The organism is Marinobacterium sp. LSUCC0821 (genome assembly GCF_012848475.1).
Taxonomy (GTDB): domain Bacteria; phylum Pseudomonadota; class Gammaproteobacteria; order Pseudomonadales; family Balneatricaceae; genus Marinobacterium_E.
In genome coordinates this window covers 337,845-356,462 of record NZ_CP051666.1, presented here as the reverse complement: position 1 = coordinate 356,462, position 18,618 = coordinate 337,845, and the positions used below count along the sequence as shown (strand labels likewise).

The following is an 18,618-nucleotide window of genomic DNA, read 5'->3' as shown; positions in this document are numbered from 1 at the left end:
AGATTGATCAATCGATGGACAGCCTAAAGCGTCAATCGATTGATCACGCGTTGCTTGAGCTCATTAAGAGGCGTGTCGGCGTGTGGACTAAAGGCCAACTGGTTAATGTGATGAGCCAGCAGAGTCGCCTCTTGATCAGCTTGCGCCTCTGCCCACTGCTGCAGGGTTTTAAAACGGGGACTAGCCTCTGGGCTAGCCGCCGCTAACAAGGAGGTTCTAAGTTGATTGGCCGTGGTCGCTGAGTTGATCGCAGCTTTAAACGCCTGCAGTTTCGCTCTTCGTTGCATGAATCCTCGCACTAAACAGGTCGCTTTAACCAAGATAGCCATAGCTAGAATCGATAAGAGTACAATGCCGATGATAGGCAATTTCCAGGGTGCCTTAAGTGGCAGATCGACAGCGTCTAATCGCCCCGTTTCTGTGTTGAAGAATGGAATTTTAGCTCTGCTAATCTGACCAAAGGACCAGTGCTTAAAGGGCACAAAAATCGTCTCATTAACAACTACCATTTGATCGGCAGCGATTCCCGTCGCTTTGGCTAGCGCACTTCTTACACCCCAAAGGGGTTGCGTCACCTGCCCGCCAACCACTTGGATGCTGACATTCCAACCTTGTTCGCCGGTTTGAACTCGAATATCCGGCTTACCGACACTGATGCTGTTTGGCAGGTAGCTTGGCAGCGGCAAAACTTCAACGCTCTGAGAGGGCAGATAGAAGGTCCACCTGCCGCGCCCTCTCTGAATAATAGGGGGTAATTCAATGCGATAGTCTCCAGGCAGCTGAGAGGATACACGCCAACATCGCTCAGCGATTAATTGCCCGTCCAGTTGCAAGCGTCTATTTTGCGTCTGCTCCCAAGCGAACCCCTGTATCTCTGGTAACTCAACTTTGACACGGTTGCGCTGTTCAGACAGGGGCATATGGACACAGGTCTCAAATGACTCACCCTGCCAGAGCTGACTGGGCAATGGGGCCCAACTCGGTGTGATATCTACGCGATTGACTAGAGCAGGTGTCACCATCAGATCAACAGGTTTCGACTTGGCCCCACCCAGTGCTAGGGGGCCTAGCGCCAGTAAACCCGTCTTTCTCGGAAAGAGAGTCAGGCGCTGCTTAACCTCTATTTGCCCGTCAGCTAGGCGCGTCTCCTGTCGATCTCGTTTTTCGATAAACGCCTGAGTTTGCCAAGATTTTACATTCAACTCATCCGGTGAGGTTGGACCAACATAGCGCATATTGAGGGTTAACGAACGCCCCTGCTCGATCTGACTTTGTTCGGGTATCAATGACAAGCTCGCCGCATGCAGTTGCCCCATGCTGATAAGCAGAATAAAAAACAGTTTTACCATGGCTGCACCCCCTCTAGGGTGACAGGGTTGGGATCGATTGTATTGGGTAGCTCCAACTCAAGACGCATCACACGGCTCATTAACGAAGCGGTGGTTCTCGGAGCGGTCGAATCCGTTTTAACCCAACGAGGCTGATAGGCCAGTTCGCCCTGTCTAGCTAGATGCTGATCGATGGAGGCCATGAGCAGCGGTTTAATCTGATCGGCAGATAGCCTAAGCCTATTTTCAGGAAGCACCTGACCTACACCCAGATAGACAGAGTCAGCGACTTGATCCAGAAGGTCAACAGGGAGGTTACCTGAAGCGTTGTGCCAATCGGCTTTATCGGCACTCTTTTGCATATCAACCAACAACTGCTTCATTGAGGCTTCAAGTGAACGAGCGAAGGAGAGATTCACCGCTATTTTTTGTGCATCAACACCATAGGCTTGAGCCTCTTGGTAGAGCAATCTCGCTTGCGTGTACTCGCCGCGAAAGAAGTGGGTATTCGCCAAGTTAAAAAGAGCAATTGCCCGATCAATATCAGATTCAGAGCTCCAGACAGCCGCCGCAAAATTGAGCTGAGCACACTCCCAATCTTGCTGACGATAACAGGCTTCAGCTTGCTGAAATTGTGATGCATATTTCGAAGGAGCAACTGTTTGGGGAATCACCCAATACGTCAGTACAGCTGAAAACAACAAGAGGCTATAACCGAGCAGCGCCGTTCGCTTGAGGCTAAACATGCGACCGCCTCCATGTTGAAGGATGAATCACAACCAGCGTGAGAAATAGCGCTATCAAAAGCGGTATCGCAAACCACTCATACCAGACGACTCGGGCAGCATTCTCTGGAGCAATAGGCTTTGACTCAATATTAAGCCACTCCACCAATGGCTGGCCAAACAAGGATTCCGGCCTTGTGTAACTAAAATCTGGATGCAATGACGCCAGCGACTTAAGCAGCCTGCTGTTCATTTGGGTGTTTACACTGGGGTGACCGGGAACTTGAATAGGCTCTGCACTGCCCAAGCCTATGAGATTCAGGCTCATCGGCATAGAGGCTTGCAGTGCAAATAGAGAGGACTCTAGGCTCTCTCTGTTATTCTGCGCAACCTCACCATCCGTTAACAGCACTATGTGCGTCTTTGTATCAGCCTCTCTAGGTAGGGATTGAATGAGATTCAGTGCATCAACAAGGTTACTCCCGAGGGTCGGAAGCCTGAGTTCATCACCTTGGGCGAGGAAATGTTGGATGAGATGGCTATCTAAGGTCGGCTTTAATAACCAGTGAGCTCTGCCTGAAAAGACCAACAGACCCGTTTCAACCTTCCGTGCATCAGGATCCAACCAGGAGTTAACCAACTGGGTAGCCGCGGTTATTCGAGGCACCACCCCTCTTGCCCCTGCCGCATCTTTCGCCCGCATGGAGTCTGAGTAGTCGAGCAGGATAATGACACGATCCTGCGCTGTTGTGAGATCCTGTGGGATAAATTGGGGTGTTCTTGGCCCCGCTAAAGCAAGGATCAAGAGAGTCCAAACCGCTGAGACTAGCAGAGAGTTTAAGCGTTCATGTCCAGAGCGACGGGGTGGCCTAACCCAAGGGAGTAGTTCAGCATCGACCATCTGAGCCAGTCGTTTTTTCTCGCTAAAAGCAGAAACAAAGTGAATCGCCAAGGGTAACATCATCAGCCATAACAGAAGGGGTTCGCGCCAATAAACCATTAGCCGCCTCTCCTAGTAAAAGCGAGTATCAGCAGTGCGAGTCCAATCAGAATCAACCAAGGATAGAGCGGCTCCACTAGAGACAGCCTTTGAATAGACCTTTTGTCACGCCTCTGCTCCGATGAGATGGTTTGCAAAGCCTCTTCAAATGTATCTCGGGTTAAGGCGTGAAACAGTTTGCCAGCGCCGGCCTTAGCCACTTCATCCAAGAGGCTGAGGTCCACGGGATCATAGACAAATCCAGCACGCGCCCTCTGCTCTTGAGAGAGTTCTGTGGATCCTATTGCAATGACATAGAGTGTAAAACCGGCATCCGCTAGGCTTTTGGCAGCGGTTTGTGGCGAGGTTTGACCCAATTGCATACTGCTATCGGTCACCATCACGACAACAGGATTGAGATCCGTTGAATAATGGTCACTGACTAACTTAAGTGACGCAGACATGTCACTTAAGCGCCCGCCCAAGGTCAACCTAATACGAGAGATGGCATGCCTCACAGCCTCTCGATCATCGGTAAAGGGCAACCAATGAAAGGGGGGGTTACCCATAATACTCAGACCGATGCGATTACCCTGAAAACCTTCAACAAACTCTGACAAGAGCTCTTTGGTGAGGCTCATTCTCTCAATGGACTGTTCGCCGTCAAAATAGTCTTTAAGCACCATGGTGATGTTGGTGTCCACCAAAAGCACTAGATCTACAGGGTCTTGCTGATCCGGTAACTCAATGCTGTCACGAAAGATAACGGGTTGAGCCAACGCCAGAGTGAATAGGGTCAATGAAAAGAGTAGCAGCCCTTCACGATGAGGCTGGACATTGGCAACCTCGGGCTGTTCATGGGCAAGTTCACCATACAGAGGGTAACGAATTCGCTCCCTGTGCATGAGGTTTGGCCAAGGTGCATCAGTCCTTATGCGACGTCCAAAGAGCAGCAGTATCAAAGGCGTTAGCAACAACCATAGGGGTTGTAAGATATCCCAATCAGAGAACATTTCGCGCCCTCTTGATGAAACGCTGAACCTCGACAAGCGTCGGTTCAGCAGCTTGAAACCGCAACCTGTTAATCTCCTGCACCATGGCACTATTTATGGTCATCATGCCAGCTAACTGATGACAGCCCTGTCGCGGCGTGATCGAGTGGTTTAAGAGTGCACGTTGCAACTTCGCAAGCGGAGTGAAGTAGCGGTACCAAAGCGCAATAGAGAGGGTGAACAGGAGTGTTAGAGCGACTATAAGCATTAGCGCAGCATGGGATGAGTGGTCAACCATGGGCAAAATATCAAACAGTCTTAAGGGTGCATCATTCATGATCATCACCCCCCAACAGGCTAAGGGCAAACTGATCGAGCGAACTACAGATCTCAAACAGAGGAGTGCCAGATTGTGACATGAGCTCTTTAATCGCGGAGCGTCGATTCGAGTAGGCTTGTTTAATACGCGAAACCGACTCCTGTCCGTCGACAAAGAACCTGGTTCGGCCCCAGATCAAATCACTCGCTAAGAGCGGCTGTGGGTCTCGCTCCATTGGGTCGCTAATGCAGAGTGCGCTCAATGATGTCCGTTCTGCTAGTTCAGTGATGAGAGCTCGATCTGCTGAGGTCAGCGAACTGAAGTCCGAAATCAATATAACCCTAGCGCCTAGGGGGGTCTCAGAGAGCAGTTGAGTTAATACAGCCTGCCAGTTGATCGGTGGATTCTGCGTTGGAGGTGCGGGGGATACCAAGGCTTCACAGAGAAAATTGAGCCATTCGCCCCCGACCCTGCAATCAAATATCTTAGACTCCTGCTCTAACAAGAGCGCACCCAATGCATAATTTTGTTGATGGTAGATGCCTAAAAACCAGAGTGACAATCGAGCCGCTTGGGTGACCTTAAGACGCCTCTTTGTGCCAAAACGCATGGTTGAGTTACGATCCACGACCAACTGAAAGGGTTGCTGAAACTCACTGCGGTAGGTTCTAACCAGCCGCTCTTGTGATCGCGCAGTGGCACGCCAATCGATTTGACGCAGGTCGTCTCCAAACTGAAAAAGACGCAGGTCATCAAATTCTGTACCACAGCCGATTAAACCCGATTGACTAGACCCCGTGTTCAAACGTTGATTGATCTGAACCGGTGATTGGGAGGCCAATGCAGCACCGCCAGCAATCAGTTGCGCAATCTCGTCACTATCCAGCAGTGGCTGGTCCACTAACCTGTTCACAAGAGTCTGGTCATACCGCTGGAAGCGTGTCTAATATGCGATGAATGACAGCCTCCTCTGTGACCCCGTCCGCTTTAGCCGAGAAGCTGAGTACCAGACGATGGCGAAGCACATCAACGGCTAGCGCATGAATATCCTCGGGAATTACGTAGTCGCGCTGATTCAATAAGGCTCTTGCTGAGGCGGCCTGAAGCAGAGCGATTGACGCTCGGGGTGATGCACCTGCTTTGACATAAGCGCCCCATTCTGGAAGGTGTTGATCTAAACGCCGCGTGGCAGAGACCAGCTCAATCGCAAAACGCTCGACCCGCTCCTCAATAAAGACAGTGTTTAACCTCGCTCTTAAGGCCAGAAGCTCAGTCGGTGTTAGCAAAGCCTGCATATTAGCCTCGACATGTCCCTCTTGTGCGGCACGCGCGCGACGCGTGATCTCGATCTCCTCCTCGATGCTCGGATAGTCCAATAGGATCTTAAAGAGAAAACGATCCAGCTGGGCTTCAGGTAGGGGGTAAGTTCCAGACTGTTCTAGCGGGTTTTGAGTCGCCAGCACCATAAAAACGGGAGGCAATGGATAGGTTTTGCCTGCCACAGTGATTTGATGTTCGGCCATGGCTTCCAACAGCGCGGATTGCACCTTAGGGGGTGCGCGGTTGATCTCATCAGCCAGCAACACCTCATGGAACAGAGGCCCTTTGATAAAACGAAAACTGCCAGTAGGAGCATCAAATACTTCACTACCGGTCAAATCAGCCGGCATCAGATCCGGGGTAAATTGAACACGCTGAAAACTCGCACTCATTCCAGCTGCAAGCGCATGCACCAGGGTCGTTTTAGCAAGACCCGGTGGGCCTTCCAGCAGCAGATGCCCGCCACTGAGCAATGCAATAAGAAGTCGATCGATGACAGACTCCTGACCAACGATGATCTCTTCGATTTTAGACCTTAACTCATGCAGTGGTGTCAGCTCGCTCACAGTACAAACCCGTCAGGTGAATTGATGAACCATTGTAGCGAATTTGGTTATAAGGTTATAGATAGAAAAAAGGCAGCTAATCAGCTGCCCTTTCTGTTGATAGTGAACTTAGCGGTGCTCTAAGCGGTTAAGACCCGCAAGTGCAGCAACACGGTAAGCTTCTGCCATGGTTGGGTAGTTGAAGGTGGTATTAACAAAGTACTTCACAGTATTCGCTGCACCCTCTTGTGCCATGATCGCCTGACCGATGTGAATGATCTCCGAAGCCTGGTCACCGAAACAGTGAATACCTAGAATCTCTAAAGTCTCCATGTGGAAAAGGATCTTAAGCATGCCAACCGGCTCCCCTGAGATCTGAGCGCGCGCCGTATCTTTAAAGAAGGCCTGACCTACCTCATAAGGGATAGAGTCTCGCGTGAGTTCCTCTTCTGTTTTACCCACCGAGCTAATCTCTGGGATAGTGTAGATGCCGTTTGGTACTTCACTAACAAAGTGGAAGTCTTCTGCCTGGAGCATATCTTCAGAGGCTGCACGGCCCTGATCCAGTGCTGCAGATGCAAGGCTTGGCCAGCCGATGACGTCACCTACTGCGTAGATACCATCTACTTTGGTGCGATAGTGGCCATCAACCTGAAGCTGCCCACGACCATTTGCCTGCAGACCAATCTTATCCAGACCTAAACCAGCGGTATTACCGGTACGGCCGTTTGACCATAGGAAGGCATCTGTACGTAGCACCTTACCCGATTTAAGTTTCACAACGACACCGTTCTCAGTACCTTCGATCGATTCGTACTCTTCGTTATGACGAATCATCACGCCGTTGTTTCGCAGGTGGTAGCTCAATGCATCTGAGATCTCGCCATCAAGGAATGAGAGGAGACGATCACGGTTATCGATAAGATCAACCTTTACACCTAGACCCGAGAAGATCGATGCATATTCACAACCGATTACACCTGCACCGTAGATAACAAGGGTGCGTGGCGTATGTGACAACTTAAGGATGGTATCTGAGTTGTAAATACGTGGGTGGTTGAAATCAACGTCAGGTGGATTGTAAGGGCTAGAACCTGTCGCGATAACAATATTCTTAGCACGCAGTGTCTCTGCACCACCCTTGCTACCGCTAACAGATACTTCATTCTTGCTTAGGAATTGTGCCTGTCCAAAGAAGATATCGACACGGTTACGCGCATAAAAGTTAGTACGCAGCATGACCTGATTAGAGATAACTTTCTCAGCACGACTTAGAACTTTAGGGAAAGAGAACCAACGCGGTTCACCGATGTCACGGAACATAGGGTTGGTATTGAATTCGATGATCTGTTTCACCGAGTGACGCAGTGCTTTCGATGGAATTGTACCTTTGTGCGTACAGTTACCACCTACAGTGGGCTGCTCTTCAATGATAGCAACACGCTTACCACGTTTAGCCGCGTTCATTGCGGCACCCTCGCCTGCTGGCCCTGACCCGATAACAACCACGTCGTAGTCAAATACTGCCATTACTTTCCCCTTAACTTCCTAGCTGTTCGGATTAATTCTCTACTTCACTTCGTAAGAGAGATCATCCTGTTTATCTTTTTTCTGAGCGCCATCCTGCTCATTTTCACACTCGTTTGGGTTACCGCCACAGATATCACAGACAGTGTCCATTCCCAGTGCTGTCATGCCGCCACATGAGCCTTTTATTGGCTTACGCCCCAACAAAACCCCTACCGACATCGCGATAACAACGATCATAAGTGCCGCAAAGGTAAAAAACATAATTTCCATTATCTACTCCTCAGCCTGAACGAACTGTTCAAACTCAGTGGTCGCTTTCTCAATAAAGTTATCTTTGCCATCTGCCTTTACCAGGAAGTAAGCAGCGATACCCTGCTCTTTAGCAAATTGATAACCCTTATCTTCACCCAACACCATCAACGTGGTCGCCAGAGCATCCGCCTCTGCACAGGTTGGACGTAACACAGTTACGGATGCCAACTTATGAGTAATCGGTTTACCCGTCGATGGATCGATGGTGTGCGAGAAACGAATACCATCTTGTTCAAAATAGTTACGGTAATCACCCGATGTTGCGATACCGGTATCTTTCACATTGATGATTTTGCCTACACTACGCTCAATTGTAGCTGGAGACTCAATCGCAATTCGCCAGTGGCTCTGATCAGGTTTAACACCCTTAGCCCGCAACTCACCGCCAATCTCAACCAGGTAGTTATTGATACCGTTCTGCTCCATCACTGCTGCTAGCTGATCTACTCCGTAGCCTTTAGCGATAGCAGAGAGATCAACATACTGCTGACCTAATTTTCGCAGACGAATGGGGTTATTTAAAACCTCGACTTTTTGGTAACCAATACGCTCTTGAAGCTGAGCAATCTCTTGATCAGTTGGCGCTTTCTCAATACGGCCATTAGGACCAAAGCCCCAAAGATTGACCAACGGTCCAACTGTCACATCGAAGGCGCCACCAGAGCGATCACTGATCGAAAGTGCTTCAGATACAACTTCTGCTAGAGCGGCCGAGACTTCCATCTCAGCACCTGCTGGAAGTTTATTGAAACGCGAGAGTTCACTGTCAGAGATGTAGGTCGACATCTGCTGATTTACTGTAGCCAGCACTTTGCCAGCTTGGTTACGCAGCATCTGAATACGATCTTCGTTGGTATCAACCCAGCGGACGCTGAACGTTGTCCCCATGGTTTGTCCATCGAAGCCAACAACCTTGTCACGTTCGAACAGTTGGCAGCCCGCTAGAACAAAAACGGCCAGTAGCAATGCTACCGGCCATTTAATAAGACTCTGTAAGCCTTTTAACATCGATTAACCACCAAAGTCGTCAAGCATGATGTTTTCACGTTCAACGCCGAGATCCAGCAGCATGTTGATCACTGCTTGGTTCATCATTGGAGGTCCACACATGTAGTACTCACAATCTTCTGGCGCTTCGTGGTCACGTAGGTAGTTCTCATAAAGAACGTTGTGGATGAAGCCTGTTAGACCCGTCCAGTTATCTTCTGGAAGTGGATCTGACAGTGCTAGGTGCCACTGGAAGTTCTCATTTTCAGCCTGTAGCTGGTCAAACTCTTCATTATAGAAGGCTTCACGTACTGAACGAGCACCGTACCAGAACGAGATCTTACGCTTAGAGTTTAGACGCTTAAGCTGATCGAAGATGTGCGAGCGCATTGGTGCCATACCCGCACCACCACCGATGAATACCATCTCGTTTTCAGTATCACGAGCAAAGAACTCACCGAATGGACCGTACACATCGATCTTATCGCCTGGTTTAAGGCTGAACACGTATGATGACATGATACCTGGAGGGAGATCGTCACGACCTGGAGGTGGTGTAGCAACACGGATGTTGAACTTAACCACGCCCTTCTCTTCTGGGTAGTTAGCCATTGAGTAGGCACGAATCGTCGGTTCAGTAACCTTAGATACGTAACGCCAGATGTTAAATTTGTCCCAATCTGGGTGGTACTCTTCCTGAATATCGAAGTCTTTGTAGTTCACTTCGTGTGGTGGACACTCAAGTTGAACATAACCACCAGCACGGAAGTCTACGTTTTCACCTTCAGGCAGACGCAGCGTCAGCTCTTTGATGAATGTCGCTACGTTAGGGTTAGAGTCTACAGTACAGGTCCACTTCTTAACGCCGAAGACATCATCTTCTACGTGGATAGACATATCCTGCTTAACAGCTACCTGACAGCTTAGACGCCAGCCCTCTTTCGCTTCACGCATGTTGAAGTGAGACTCTTCAGTAGGAAGCATAGAGCCGCCACCGTCGAATACCTGACACTTACACTGGGCACAGGTACCACCGCCACCACAAGCTGATGCAAGGAATACACCTTTATCAGCCAGTGTCTGCAGCAGCTTACCGCCAGCAGGTACTGTGATCGCTTTAGAAGGATCACCGTTGATTTGAATTGTTACATCGCCGGTACTTACCAGCTTAGCGCGGGCAGCAAGGATAATAGCAACCAGTGCTAGTACCACTACTGTAAACATCACCACGCCTAGGATGATTTCTGCATTCATAGCTTAATCCGTTCCTCTTCTGATAGTCCGATTAGAGCTGCACGCCAGAGAATGACATGAAGCCTAGTGACATCAGACCTACAGTGATAAAGGTAATACCAAGACCACGTAGACCCGGCGGTACATCGCTGTATTTCAGCTTCTCACGGATACCCGCAAGTGCTGTAATCGCTAGCGCCCAACCTACACCTGCACCGGTACCGTAAACGACACTTTCAGAGAAAGTGTAGTCACGCTCTACCATGAACAGTGCAGCACCCATGATTGCACAGTTAACTGTGATCAGCGGTAGGAAGACACCCAATGCGTTGTATAGCGATGGGACGAACTTATCTAGGAACATCTCAAGGATCTGTACGATCGCAGCGATAACGCCGATGTAAGAGATGTAACCTAGGAAGCTAAGATCTACTTCTGGGTAACCCGCCCATGCAAGCGCACCTTCACGAAGGAGGTGGTTGTATAGAAGGTTGTTTACAGGTGTAGTGATCGCGAGAACCACGACAACTGAGATACCCAGACCTAGTGCTGTCTGAACCTTTTTAGAGATCGCAAGGAACGTACACATCCCCAAGAAGAATGCGAGCGCCATGTTCTCAACGAAGATCGCCTTAACGGCAAGGCTAATGAGCTGTTCCATTAGTGCGACGCTCCTTTAGTGTTTGGTGCCATCTCGAAATCTGGTTTCTCAACCTGCTTCGGATCGTAAGAACGGATCAACCAGATCATAAGACCGATCAGGAAGAACGCACTTGGCGGAAGCAGTAGAAGACCATTGCTCTGGTACCAACCACCGTTGTTAATCAGCGGTAGGATTTCAATACCGTATAGCGAACCTGCACCGAAAAGCTCTCGGAAGAAGCCAACGAACAGAAGTACTGCACCGTAGCCAAGACCGTTACCGATACCATCTAGGAAGCTTGGTACTGGTGGGTTTTTCATAGCGAACGCTTCTGCACGACCCATTACGATACAGTTGGTAATAATTAGACCTACGAATACCGAAAGCTGCTTCGAAATTTCGTAAGCGAAAGCTTTAAGGATCTGGTCTACGACAATTACCAATGAAGCAATGATCGTCATCTGAACGATGATTCGAATGTTACCCGGAATATGGTTGCGAATTAGAGAGATAAACAGGTTTGAGAACGCTGTCACCACAATAACCGCCAAGGCCATAACGGATGCAGTACCCAAGTTTGATGTTACAGCGAGTGCCGAACATACACCCAGGATCTGCAGCGCGATTGGGTTATTTTTGACGATAGGTCCCGTCAAAATTTCACGTGTATCAGACATGCTTAGGCACCTCCCGCACGTAGGTTAGCTAGGAAAGGAGCGTAACCATTCTCACCCATCCAGAACTGGACAAGGTTAGTTACACCAACTGAAGTAAGCGTTGCACCTGAAAGGCCGTCGATTTTGTACTCACCCTTAGGGGTAGAAGCATCAACCTTACCCTTGATCAGCTGAATCTCAGGCTTCTGCATGTTGTCTGCATAGACCTTCTTACCTGGCCAAATCGCTTTCCAAGCTGGGTTATCAACCTCACCACCAAGACCCGGAGTCTCAGCATGTGAGTAGAAGCCTAGACCTACTACAGTGTTCAAGTCGCCTTCCAGCGCCAAGAAACCGTATAGAGTTGACCATAGACCGTAACCGTGAACAGGCAGGATCACCTTATCTAGTCCGCCATTCGCACCCTCTACTACGTAGACTGGCATAAATTTAGGCTGACGCTTGATAGACGCTTTGTCATCTTCACGAGAAAGCGAAACTGACAGCGCAGGGTCTTTTGACGCTTTCTGGATATCGAAAGTTTCGCCATTCACAGCCGTCGTGAACTTGCCTGTCTCCATATCAACAACTTTAGTTGTGATCTGAGCAAACATCTCATCGACTGTTTTACCTGGTTGAAGAAGACCTGCAGCCGCAAGAATATTGGTCTTACGGTCTAGGTCTTTGTTAGCAACCTGTTTTGGTTTAAGGATGACAGCAGCTGCTGATACTACAACCGAACAGATTACACACAGCACGACCGATACGGTGATCGTTTTGCTGATAGTATCGTTATTAGCCGACATTACGTGCCATCCTCCGTTTGATGTTCGCCTGCACCACAAAGTTATCGATTAGTGGCGCGAACAAGTTACCGAATAGGATCGCAAGCATCATGCCCTCTGGGAATGCTGGGTTCACAACGCGGATTAGAACCACCATTACACCAATAAGAGCACCGAATACCCACTTACCTTTATCTGTCATCGAAGCTGACACTGGATCGGTAGCCATGAAGAACATACCGAACGCGAAGCCGCCCATAACAAGATGCCAGTAGAAAGGCACGCTGAACATTGCGTTAGTTTCAGAGCCGATTGCATTGAAGATCAATGACATAGCCACCATGCCAGCAAATACGCCAGCAACAATGCGCCATGCAGCAACACGAGCAAATAGTAGAACCGCACCACCAATCATAATCGCCAGCGTTGAGGTTTCACCGATAGAACCCTGAATTGAACCTAGGAAGGCATCCATCCAAGTCACATTAGCTGCAAGGATGTTTTCAACACCACCCGCTGCTGCAAGACCTAGTGGAGTAGCACCTGAGAAGCCATCAACCGCAGTCCAGATAGCATCGCCAGACATCTGCGCTGGGTAAGCGAAGAATAGGAATGCACGACCAGTTAGTGCTGGGTTAAGGAAGTTCTTACCCGTACCACCAAACACCTCTTTACCGATCACAACACCGAAGCTGATGCCCAGTGCTACCTGCCAAAGTGGAACTGTTGGCGGAAGAATCAAAGAGAATAGGATAGATGTTACGAAGAAACCTTCGTTGACTTCGTGACCACGTTTCATTGCAAACAGTACTTCCCAGAAGCCGCCTACAATAAAGGTAGTTGCATAGATAGGTAGCCAGTACATGGCACCGTGTAGGATGTTGTCCCAAGCGCTAGTAGCGTCATATCCCGCGAGTGCAGAGATAATCGCACCACGCCAGCCTTCAGCTTCAGCAAGACCAAGTGCTTCCATTGCTGTATTCGCCTGGAAACCTACGTTGTATAGGCCTGCAAATACTGCTGGGAAGGTACACATCCAAACCAGGATCATCATACGCTTAAGGTCTACAGCATCACGTACGTGTGAAGCAGCCTTAGTTACCGTACCTGGTGTGTAGAAAATGGTATCAACTGCTTCGTACAGCGCGTACCAATTCTCGTATTTACCGCCTTTGTGGAAATGCGGCTCAAGAGAATCTAGAACAGAACGTAAACTCATCATCTATCTCCCTTATGCTTCTTTCTCAATGCGAGTTAGGTTATCGCGAAGGATAGGACCGTACTCGTACTTACCAGCACATGCGAATGTACAAAGTGCTAGGTCTTCCTCTTCAAGCTCAAGACAGCCAAGCTGCATCGCAGTTGCGATATCGCCAACAACAAGTGAGCGAAGTAGCTGAGTAGGAAGGATATCTAGTGGCATCAAACGCTCGAACTGACCGGTAGGAACCATTGCACGTTCCGAACCGTTAGTTGTCGTTGTGAATGCAAATTTCTTGCTTGGGCTAAATACAGAAGCAAACATGTTCATTACAGAGAACTTATCTGTACCTGGTGCAACCCAACCCATGAACTCTCGCTCGTTACCTTCACGAAGTACCGAGATCTGAGTTGCATAGCGGCTTAGGTAACCAGTAGAGCCGTTTGCGATAGCGCCGTTCCAGACAGAACCATTAATTACACGGTTACTACCTGATTTAAGAAGACCTGCAGTCATTTCCGCAGTATCTGCACCAACGCGTGTTTTAACCAGTGCAGGAGCTTCAACCTGAGGACCTGCAAGAGCGATTGTACGCTCAACGCTGATCTTACCCGAAGTGAACAGCTTACCGATCGCAATCGCATCCTGGTAACCCAAGTACCAAGCCTGTTTATTGCGGCTTACTGGGTCAAGCATGTGGATGTGAGTGCCAACGTTACCTGCTGGGTGTGGACCTTCAAACGTCTCAGTAGTCACGCCGCTAACTGAAGGTACTGAAGTACCTGGAGCAGCACATAGGAAGACATTGCCAGCACCAAGGCGTGTTAGGACGGTCAGACCCTGTGCAAAAGCTTCTTGCTCTTCTGCAATAACCACTGCTGGATCTAGCGCTAACGGATTGGTATCAATCGCAGTAACAAAAATAGAGCTTGGAGTAGCATCGACTGCTGGAACACGACCAAAAGGACGTGCACGCATCGCTGTCCACATACCTGACGCGATCAGGTTCTCTTTAACCTGTTCTGCTGTAAGGCTGGCCAGATCAGCAGCTGGGTAGCTTGCAAACTCAACTGACTCTTCCTGAGCATCAAGTTCGATCACTACAGATTCCAGGACGCGGCGTTCGCCACGATTGATAGCAGAGACAACACCAGCACCTGGTGAAGTAAACTGCACTCCCTCGTTTTTCTTATCGGTAAAGATCACGTCACCGAGTTTCACTCGATCACCCTCGCGCACCTGCATAGTTGGTTTTAGACCAACATAGTCAGCACCGAGAAGCGCCACAGACTTAACCGCTGGCGAAGCTGTTACGCTCTGCTGCGGTGACCCTGTGATCGGTAGATCCAGACCTTTTTTGATCTTGATCATTGCTTATTTATTCCAATCCGCTAGAAATTTCTTTGAGCCCTCCCCAAGTACTCAACCCTTATGGGGCTTGTAGTAATTGGACAGACTCACCCAAAAATCCGCCAGATTATACCTGACAGAGGGTCTGACCCGCTATATCGGCGGGCGGCACATCGGACAATATGTAGTTGTTTTACATAGATTTCAGCTAACTAATTTTGAATATAAAGTTAACTGAAAGTTATATAGCTACTTTGAGAGAGTTTTTTAAAACGGGGAGTTAGTTTCATTATTACGAGCGGTAATAAAACCGCTCGTAGTGTAGGGTAAGTTAAAGCAGGATTAGTAGAGGTACGGACTCCAAGAAGGTGCACGAACATCGCCACCCGTACTTGGCATACGGAAACGTACCTGACCATCAAGCGATACTGCTGACAGCACACCACGCGTACCCTCTTGAGTTGCGTACAGCACAACACTTGCATTAGGTGCGATAGTTGGCGACTCCTCTAGACCTGTTTCAGTCAGAATATCTAGACGCTGCGTTTTAAGATCCAGCACAGAGACAGCAAATTTATTACCCGAGCCTGAAGAGCGATGGATAAGCGCAAGGAAGCGACCATCTGGGGTAATACTTGCACGAGCATTGTAGTTACCCTCATAGGTTAGACGCTCCATCTGACGCGTTGCTAGGTAGAGACGGTAAATCTGCGGCGAACCACCGCGATCAGAGGTAAACACCAGCGACTGACCGTCCGGCGCCCAACTTGGCTCAGTGTCGATACCGTAGTGGTTAGTGACACGCTGCAGGTCACCATTTACGACATTCAACACATAGATTTCAGGGTTGCCATCTTTAGATAGCACCAGCGCAAGCTTGGTTCCATCCGGTGACCAAGCAGGCGCACCATTCAAACCTTTGAAAGACTGAATGCGCTCACGCTTACCGGTCGCAAGATACTGAACATAGATTGATGGACGACCTGTCTCAAACGAGACATACGCAATTTTCTTTCCATCTGCCGACCAGCTTGGTGACATGATCGGTTCACGAGACTCAAGAATGACACGTGGACGATTACCATCCCAATCCGCCATCTCAAGACGGTATCGCGCAGTCTGACTAGTAACACGCTCTGCGGTTACATAAACGATACGTGTAGAGAAGGCTCCACGGTTGCCTGTTAAAGCCTGATAGATTTGATCAGCGATAAAGTGTGCTGCATCACGTAGCTGAGAGATCTCTGACTCTAGCGGTTGAATCATGATGTTCTCCTCTTTGAGAACATCGTAAAGCTCATACTTCAACGCCACGCGTGTAGCACTGACCGGTTCGATTTTACCGACAACCAAGAAGTCACTTTTAGTCATGCGCCAGTCACGGAAAAAGATCTGTGAGCGCTCTGAAGGAAGACTTAACATCGCAGCACGAGGAAGTGTTGTGAATAGACCTGAACGACTTAAATCTTGGTCAATAATCTCAGCAACATCTTCAGGAAGAGCGGCTTTACCAGCCCACTTAAATGGTACGACAGCAACTGGGGTCGGCTCAGTTGAACCCTGAGTCACCTCGACTACTAATTCTGCCTGAGCTAACGCCGGTAACAACAAAACAGATACCACTAATCGACGCAGCACTTTTAAACTTACCATCTCAACCCCTCTGGTCTAAATTCCACAAGTACTCGACGCAGCCTTCGCTCAAAGGTGAGCGGATCTACATCGGCAATTCGTTCAAATGTTCCAACACGTTGTACAGCTTGTAGTGCCGATCGGTCAAATGCCTGATCTCCACTACTGGTCGTAATGTTTGCCTGATCTACCTGGCCATTCGGGAAAAAGCGAATCTCCACGACAGCTCGCATCCCATTTCGAGCTGTAGATGGGATATTCCAACTATCCTGAAGCAGCGCCTGAATATAGGACTGTATATCCCCCACCATCTGGTTGGCACGCTCTTCTGCTGCCGCTCGCTGCTTCTCTAAAGCCGCTTTACGATCTGCTTCAGCCTTACGATCAGCTTCCGCTTTAGCTTTTGCTGCATCATCCGCTTTACGCTTCTCATCAGCTTTTCGCTTAGCATCTGCTTCAGCTTTGCGTTTTGCCTCAGCATCAGCCTTTTTCTTAGCGTCAGCTTTGGCTTTCTCAGCCGCTTTCAGCTCAGCATTTTTTGCATCAGCATCAGCTTTCTTCTTAGCAGCTTCGGCTTTTTTCTTAGCATCGGCGAGCTTCTTAGCTTCAGCATCTGCTGTTTTTTTAGCTTCCGCTTTTTTCTTAGCGTCCGCCGCTTTTTTGGCATCTTCACGACGCTTAGCTTCAGCTTTCTTCTTAGCCTCTGCTGCTTTTCGCTTCTTATCCGCCTCAGCCTTTTTCTTAGCCGCTTCGCGTTTCGCTTTCTCTTTTGCAGCTTGCTCTTCAGCTGCACGCTTATCAGCGAGAGCTTTAAGATCCACCATCTTCGCTTCGATATGGCGCGGCTGTATAGTTCGATCTCGCTCCTGCCCTATCCAGACACCCGAGATCACCAACATCACCAGTGCGTGAACAAGCGTGGCAAAAACAATCGGCAGTAGGTAACTACGATCGAACAAAACCTTACTCCGTCACCAAACCAACTCGTTCGGCACCAGCACCTTGCATCAACACCATCAACTGAACCACCTGGTCATAGCTGGCAGACTTATCACCACGAACAAGCATCAATTTTGCAGGGTTAACTGAGAGAATCTGTTTGATTTGGGCCGCTATCTGCTCTGCACTCTTAGGCTGAGTCTCATCCTGACCTAGGTTGATGTAGTAATTACCCTCTGCATCAACTGAGATAATGAGCGGCTCGTTATCCTGGGTATCTACCGGCTCTGATGCCGCCTTAGGAAGTTCAATATCAACCCCCTGCGTCAGCATAGGAGCTGTCACCATAAAGATGATAAGTAGCACGAGCGTGACGTCGATATATGGAACGACGTTGATCTCTGCATTCAACTTACGCTTATTGCGTTGACGCCTAATCATCTCAACAAACCTTAACGAGCGTGAACACGACGGTAGAGAATGCTTGAGAACTCTTCAGCAAAGGTTTCGTAATTAGCCAACAACGCTTCTGATTGAGCTGAGAAACGGTTGTAGGCAACTACAGCAGGAATTGCTGCAAATAGACCAATCGCGGTTGCAACGAGCGCTTCAGAGATACCTGGCGCTACAGATGCGAGCGTCGCTTGGTGTACGTTCGCAAGACCACGGAAGGCATTCATGATACCCCACACAGTACCGAATAGACCGACGTACGGACTGGTAGAACCCACTGTTGCCAGGAAAGGAAGATGCGCTTGTAGACGCTCCTCTTCACGAGACATGGCTACACGCATTGCGCGTTGCACACCGTTCATGACCATATCTGGATCAGCACTTGATTGCTGGGTAAGGCGAGTAAACTCTTTAAGACCAGCACGGAATAGATTTTCGGCACCGCTGTCTGGATCAGGCTCGGCGTTAACTTCGCGATAGAGCTGCCCAAGATCAGCACCAGACCAGAAACGATCTTCGAACTGTTTGAATGCTTTCTGCGCACCAGAGATCACCTTGCGACGCTGAAAAATCACCACCCAAGAGAGGAAAGATGCCGCTAACAACAGCAACATGACTAACTGGACAACGAAACTCGCGTTGAGAACGAGACTCCAGATCGACAATTTATCTTCCACTATCTACTCCTG

The 18,618-nt window shown here is 49.1% G+C and carries 20 protein-coding genes; all 20 read right to left on the bottom strand.

Features of this window, described 5'->3' with window-relative positions; genetic code table 11:
• Positions 1-23: 23 nt before the first annotated feature.
• Positions 24-1,349: a hypothetical protein gene (locus HH196_RS01830; RefSeq protein WP_169450398.1), complete on the bottom strand. Its 1,326-nt coding sequence runs from the start codon at positions 1,347-1,349 to the stop codon at positions 24-26.
• On the bottom strand, positions 1,343-2,074 hold the full coding sequence (locus HH196_RS01825) for a tetratricopeptide repeat protein (protein WP_169450397.1): 732 nt from the start codon (positions 2,072-2,074) through the stop codon (positions 1,343-1,345). The genes HH196_RS01830 and HH196_RS01825 overlap by 7 nt, the downstream gene beginning before the upstream one ends.
• Entirely contained in the window at positions 2,067-3,053 is a 987-nt protein-coding gene (locus HH196_RS01820) for a VWA domain-containing protein (RefSeq protein ID WP_169450396.1), read from the bottom strand. Before HH196_RS01820 ends, HH196_RS01825 begins: the two co-directional genes overlap by 8 nt.
• Entirely contained in the window at positions 3,053-4,045 is a 993-nt protein-coding gene (locus HH196_RS01815) for a VWA domain-containing protein (RefSeq protein ID WP_169450395.1), read from the bottom strand. The genes HH196_RS01820 and HH196_RS01815 overlap by 1 nt, the downstream gene beginning before the upstream one ends.
• Positions 4,035-4,361 (bottom strand): hypothetical protein, encoded by a 327-nt coding sequence (locus HH196_RS01810; protein WP_169450394.1) that lies wholly within the window; start codon positions 4,359-4,361, stop codon positions 4,035-4,037. The genes HH196_RS01815 and HH196_RS01810 overlap by 11 nt, the downstream gene beginning before the upstream one ends.
• Positions 4,354-5,244 (bottom strand): DUF58 domain-containing protein, encoded by an 891-nt coding sequence (locus HH196_RS01805; protein WP_169450393.1) that lies wholly within the window; start codon positions 5,242-5,244, stop codon positions 4,354-4,356. Before HH196_RS01805 ends, HH196_RS01810 begins: the two co-directional genes overlap by 8 nt.
• A gap of 22 nt (positions 5,245-5,266) precedes the next feature.
• Entirely contained in the window at positions 5,267-6,229 is a 963-nt protein-coding gene (locus HH196_RS01800; protein WP_169450392.1) for a MoxR family ATPase, read from the bottom strand.
• Positions 6,230-6,337: 108 nt separating this feature from the next.
• A complete protein-coding gene (gene sthA / locus HH196_RS01795) occupies positions 6,338-7,738 on the bottom strand; it encodes a Si-specific NAD(P)(+) transhydrogenase (RefSeq protein WP_169450391.1) in 1,401 nt (466 codons plus the stop codon).
• A gap of 39 nt (positions 7,739-7,777) precedes the next feature.
• On the bottom strand, positions 7,778-8,008 hold the full coding sequence (gene nqrM / locus HH196_RS01790) for a (Na+)-NQR maturation NqrM (protein WP_169450390.1): 231 nt from the start codon (positions 8,006-8,008) through the stop codon (positions 7,778-7,780).
• Positions 8,009-8,011: 3 nt separating this feature from the next.
• Entirely contained in the window at positions 8,012-9,058 is a 1,047-nt protein-coding gene (locus HH196_RS01785; protein ID WP_169450389.1) for an FAD:protein FMN transferase, read from the bottom strand.
• A gap of 3 nt (positions 9,059-9,061) precedes the next feature.
• Entirely contained in the window at positions 9,062-10,291 is a 1,230-nt protein-coding gene (gene nqrF / locus HH196_RS01780) for an NADH:ubiquinone reductase (Na(+)-transporting) subunit F (protein ID WP_169450388.1), read from the bottom strand.
• A 31-nt stretch (positions 10,292-10,322) separates the two neighbouring features.
• The gene (gene nqrE, locus HH196_RS01775; protein WP_169450387.1) at positions 10,323-10,931 is read right to left on the bottom strand and encodes an NADH:ubiquinone reductase (Na(+)-transporting) subunit E; all 609 of its coding nucleotides are present in this window, start codon (positions 10,929-10,931) and stop codon (positions 10,323-10,325) included.
• Positions 10,931-11,590 (bottom strand): NADH:ubiquinone reductase (Na(+)-transporting) subunit D, encoded by a 660-nt coding sequence (locus HH196_RS01770; protein ID WP_169450386.1) that lies wholly within the window; start codon positions 11,588-11,590, stop codon positions 10,931-10,933. The genes nqrE and HH196_RS01770 overlap by 1 nt, the downstream gene beginning before the upstream one ends.
• Before the next feature lie 2 nt (positions 11,591-11,592).
• On the bottom strand, positions 11,593-12,375 hold the full coding sequence (locus HH196_RS01765; protein ID WP_169450385.1) for a Na(+)-translocating NADH-quinone reductase subunit C: 783 nt from the start codon (positions 12,373-12,375) through the stop codon (positions 11,593-11,595).
• The gene (locus HH196_RS01760) at positions 12,365-13,573 is read right to left on the bottom strand and encodes an NADH:ubiquinone reductase (Na(+)-transporting) subunit B (protein WP_169452275.1); all 1,209 of its coding nucleotides are present in this window, start codon (positions 13,571-13,573) and stop codon (positions 12,365-12,367) included. Before HH196_RS01760 ends, HH196_RS01765 begins: the two co-directional genes overlap by 11 nt.
• Positions 13,574-13,585: 12 nt before the next feature.
• Entirely contained in the window at positions 13,586-14,926 is a 1,341-nt protein-coding gene (locus HH196_RS01755) for a Na(+)-translocating NADH-quinone reductase subunit A (RefSeq protein ID WP_169450384.1), read from the bottom strand.
• Between the two features lie 321 nt (positions 14,927-15,247).
• On the bottom strand, positions 15,248-16,558 hold the full coding sequence (gene tolB / locus HH196_RS01750) for a Tol-Pal system beta propeller repeat protein TolB (RefSeq protein WP_169450383.1): 1,311 nt from the start codon (positions 16,556-16,558) through the stop codon (positions 15,248-15,250).
• Entirely contained in the window at positions 16,552-17,496 is a 945-nt protein-coding gene (gene tolA, locus HH196_RS01745) for a cell envelope integrity protein TolA (protein ID WP_169450382.1), read from the bottom strand. Before tolA ends, tolB begins: the two co-directional genes overlap by 7 nt.
• Positions 17,497-17,500: 4 nt before the next feature.
• Positions 17,501-17,917 (bottom strand): protein TolR, encoded by a 417-nt coding sequence (gene tolR, locus HH196_RS01740; protein WP_169450381.1) that lies wholly within the window; start codon positions 17,915-17,917, stop codon positions 17,501-17,503.
• A gap of 11 nt (positions 17,918-17,928) precedes the next feature.
• Positions 17,929-18,606 carry a protein TolQ gene (gene tolQ, locus HH196_RS01735; protein WP_169450380.1) on the bottom strand — a complete coding sequence of 226 codons (678 nt, stop codon included), beginning with the start codon at positions 18,604-18,606 and terminating at the stop codon, positions 17,929-17,931.
• Between the last annotated feature and the right edge of the window lie 12 nt (positions 18,607-18,618).

Excerpts from the sequence above, each read along its gene's own strand:
- sthA (WP_169450391.1), bottom strand. The coding sequence starts at position 7,738 with ATGGCAGTATTTGACTACGACGTGGTTGTTATCGGGTCAGGGCCAGCA.
- HH196_RS01770 (WP_169450386.1), bottom strand. The coding sequence starts at position 11,590 with ATGTCTGATACACGTGAAATTTTGACGGGACCTATCGTCAAAAATAAC.
- HH196_RS01820 (WP_169450396.1), bottom strand. The coding sequence starts at position 3,053 with ATGGTTTATTGGCGCGAACCCCTTCTGTTATGGCTGATGATGTTACCC.
- HH196_RS01825 (WP_169450397.1), bottom strand. The coding sequence starts at position 2,074 with ATGTTTAGCCTCAAGCGAACGGCGCTGCTCGGTTATAGCCTCTTGTTG.
- tolR (WP_169450381.1), bottom strand. The coding sequence starts at position 17,917 with ATGATTAGGCGTCAACGCAATAAGCGTAAGTTGAATGCAGAGATCAAC.
- tolB (WP_169450383.1), bottom strand. The coding sequence starts at position 16,558 with ATGGTAAGTTTAAAAGTGCTGCGTCGATTAGTGGTATCTGTTTTGTTG.
- nqrF (WP_169450388.1), bottom strand. The coding sequence starts at position 10,291 with ATGAATGCAGAAATCATCCTAGGCGTGGTGATGTTTACAGTAGTGGTA.
- HH196_RS01830 (WP_169450398.1), bottom strand. The coding sequence starts at position 1,349 with ATGGTAAAACTGTTTTTTATTCTGCTTATCAGCATGGGGCAACTGCAT.
- HH196_RS01765 (WP_169450385.1), bottom strand. The coding sequence starts at position 12,375 with ATGTCGGCTAATAACGATACTATCAGCAAAACGATCACCGTATCGGTC.
- nqrE (WP_169450387.1), bottom strand. The coding sequence starts at position 10,931 with ATGGAACAGCTCATTAGCCTTGCCGTTAAGGCGATCTTCGTTGAGAAC.
- HH196_RS01760 (WP_169452275.1), bottom strand. The coding sequence starts at position 13,573 with ATGAGTTTACGTTCTGTTCTAGATTCTCTTGAGCCGCATTTCCACAAA.
- HH196_RS01815 (WP_169450395.1), bottom strand. The coding sequence starts at position 4,045 with ATGTTCTCTGATTGGGATATCTTACAACCCCTATGGTTGTTGCTAACG.
- HH196_RS01785 (WP_169450389.1), bottom strand. The coding sequence starts at position 9,058 with ATGTTAAAAGGCTTACAGAGTCTTATTAAATGGCCGGTAGCATTGCTA.
- HH196_RS01810 (WP_169450394.1), bottom strand. The coding sequence starts at position 4,361 with ATGAATGATGCACCCTTAAGACTGTTTGATATTTTGCCCATGGTTGAC.
- nqrM (WP_169450390.1), bottom strand. The coding sequence starts at position 8,008 with ATGGAAATTATGTTTTTTACCTTTGCGGCACTTATGATCGTTGTTATC.
- HH196_RS01755 (WP_169450384.1), bottom strand. The coding sequence starts at position 14,926 with ATGATCAAGATCAAAAAAGGTCTGGATCTACCGATCACAGGGTCACCG.